This window comes from Martelella sp. UBA3392 (assembly GCF_002358775.1).
Taxonomy (GTDB): Bacteria; Pseudomonadota; Alphaproteobacteria; order Rhizobiales; family Rhizobiaceae; genus Martelella; species Martelella mediterranea.
In genome coordinates this window covers 1-2754 of record NZ_DEPM01000221.1, presented here as the reverse complement: position 1 = coordinate 2754, position 2754 = coordinate 1, and the positions used below count along the sequence as shown (strand labels likewise).

Annotated in this window: 3 protein-coding genes; 1 reads left to right on the top strand and 2 read right to left on the bottom strand. The window is 64.9% G+C overall.

Annotation, left to right across the window (positions count from 1 at the left end; all coding sequences use genetic code 11):
• The coding region (locus B4E36_RS17855) for a HisS family protein (protein WP_345900634.1) at positions 1 to 1307 on the bottom strand (1307 nt) is incomplete at its 3' end.
• Positions 1308 to 1426: 119 nt separating this feature from the next.
• Between B4E36_RS17855 and B4E36_RS17850 the strand changes: the two genes are divergently transcribed.
• Positions 1427 to 1885 (top strand): hypothetical protein, encoded by a 459-nt coding sequence (locus B4E36_RS17850; protein WP_292054229.1) that lies wholly within the window; start codon positions 1427 to 1429, stop codon positions 1883 to 1885.
• Here the strand turns inward: B4E36_RS17850 and B4E36_RS17845 are convergent.
• Positions 1831 to 2754, bottom strand: a 924-nt coding sequence (locus tag B4E36_RS17845; RefSeq protein ID WP_345900633.1) for a LysR family transcriptional regulator, incomplete at its 5' end; no start/stop codon positions are given. The genes B4E36_RS17850 and B4E36_RS17845 overlap by 55 nt on opposite strands.

The following is a 2754-nucleotide window of genomic DNA, read 5'->3' as shown; positions in this document are numbered from 1 at the left end:
GCCTCGGCATCGCCATCCATGACGGTGACCAGAACCGGCTCGATGATCTCGGTCGCGCCGAGCTTGCCGAGGTTCTTCAGCGCCGTCATCAGCCGCGACACGCCGATGGAAAAGCCCGTCGCCGGCACCGGCTGGCCCATGAAGCGCGACACCAGCCCATCATACCGCCCACCGCCGCCGACCGAGCCGAACACGACCTTTTCACCTTTTTCGTTGGTGACGTCGAAAGTGAGCTCGGCTTCGTAGACGGGGCCAGTGTAGTATTCGAGGCCGCGGACGACTGAGGGGTCAATTCTTATGCGCTTTGTACCATAGCCAGCGCTGGTAATTATCTTCTCAATATGATCAAGTTCGGCCAAAGCCTGATCTATTTTCTCATTGCGCAAATTTCGGCATCGATCACGTAACCCTTCGATGGTTTTGTAGTTACTTAGCCACCCCTCAACACCTGTGCGCTGCTGCTTAGGCGGCTCGTCAAATGTGGCCCGCATTTCTCCAAACCAAAACTCATCTCCGTCCACACCGACTTCGTCCCGAAAAAAGACTGCACCGGCCATAGGTTCGAGAAGAGGCAGGACAGTAGAAATCTGATCCGCGTCCAGACCCGCGCCCTTCGTAAAGTCGCCGCTTTCATCCTTGCGGCCCTCGCCCAGCAGAAGCTTCACGCCCTCGACCCCAAACTTATCCAGCTTGTCGATCGCCCGCAGCACCGTCAGCCGCTGCGCCGCATTCTCCTCGCCGCCAAGGCCGATCGCCTCCAGCACCCCATCCAGCACCTTCCGGTTATTCACCCGGATCACATAATCCCCGCGCGCAATGCCGAGCGTTTCCATCGTATCCGCCATCATCATGCACATTTCGGCATCGGTCTGGACGCCCGGCGCGCCAACGACGTCGGCGTCGAACTGCATGAACTGGCGGAAGCGGCCGGGGCCGGGCTTTTCGTTGCGGAACACGTAGCCGGCGCGATAGGTGCGGTAGGGAAGCTGGATGTCGTTGAAGTTTTCGGCGACATGGCGGGCGAGCGGCGCGGTCAGGTCGTAGCGCAGGCTCATCCACTGGTCGTCATCGTCCTGGAGCGAGAACACGCCCTCGTTCGGGCGGTCGCTGTCCGGCAGGAATTTGCCCAGCGCATCGGTATATTCGAACATCGGCGTTTCCACCGGATCGAAGCCGTAGTTCTCGTAGACCGCCTTGATCTTCGCCACCATTTCCTCGGTCGCGCGGATATCGGCGGCGGAGCGGTCGCCAAAGCCGCGCGGCAGGCGGGCCTTCAACTTCTGCGGTTTCTTCTTCTTGTCGCTCATGGTTGACCTATCCGGAACACAGCTTCATTTTTCCGGCCCTGATTAACGGATCGCCGGAAGTCCGGCAAGCGCCAAGGCGGTCGCCGGCCAAGCGGCGGCGGCGAAAAGGAGGACCGATCGTGATCACAACCACACCCCTGCCTGAACTCGTCTGCATCGGCCTGACGGTGCGCGGCGCGTGGCACCACCTGCCGAAATCGGTTCCCGCCGGCTGGCAGAGGCTGTTCGTCGCCGCCCCGGAGGCCGCGAACTTTCTGGAGGTCTCCCGCAGGCAGGAAGATGGCACCTATGCCGAGTTTCTCGGCTTTCTGGCCGCCGGCAAGACCGAGATACCGAACGGCCTGGAACGCCATGTGGTCGCGCCCGGACGCTATCTTCGCCTTCGCCATGACGGGCCGCTTGCGGACATTGCCGGGGGCTTCGCGCGCCTGCACGCCCATGCCGAAGCGGCGGGCATGACGGCCGGCGCCCTGAAACTCGATTTCGGCTACCGGCGCGGCCTGCCCGATACGCCGCACGAGCTTTATCTGGAGATCGCGCCGGAACCGCTGGCCCTTGGCGGCAGCGCATCGGGCTGAGCCTCGATGCTGAAGGCCACCAGCGCGGCCGCCGCCTTGCTCAGATGCCGTTCCTTGTGGCTCAGAAGCTGGAACGCGCGCGAGGGCAGGTCGAAATCGAGGCGCTTCAGCCCGCCCGACGCAAGCCAGGGCGCGGCCACCGCGCCGGAAACCGCCGTCGCGGCCCGGCCCGAGCGCACCGCCGAAAGCACCGCCTCGTTGGAGGGCAACACCATCACCACGTCGAGATCTGCGGCGGCGATGCCGAAGCCCGCCATCGCATGCTCGAACTCGAAGCGCGTGCCGGAGCCCTCCTCGCGCAGCACGAAGCCGGTCGCCGCGACCAGTTCCGCCGCCGTCACCGCGCGGCCATCGGCCAGCGGATGGCCGGGGCCGACCACCACCATCAGCGCGTCATCGGTCAGGTGCCGCTTCCTGAGTCGCGGATTGTCGAGCGTGCCCTCGATATAGCCGAGCTCCGCCTCGCCCTTCGCCACCGCGTCGGCCACCGTGGTGGTGTTGCCGATGGCGAGTTTGAGTTCGATGCCGGGATAGCGCGCGTGAAACCGCATCAGCACTTCCGGCAGCCAGTAGCTGGCAATCGTCTGGCTGGCATAGACCGAAAGCTGCCCGCGCTCCAGCCCGCCGAGTTCGCCCAGCACCTGCTCGGCGGAACGGATGCGGGCGAGGGCTGCGCGGGCCTCCTCCAGAAACACCCGGCCCTCCGCCGTCAGCACCAGGCCCCGGCCGACGCGGTCGAACAGCGCCACCTGATAGAAGTCCTCGAGCTTGCGCAGCGCGCTCGACACCGCCGATGGCGTCAGGCGCAGCGCCTCGGCCGCCCGGGTCAGGTGTTCGCGCTCGGCCACGGCCACGAACACGACGAGTTG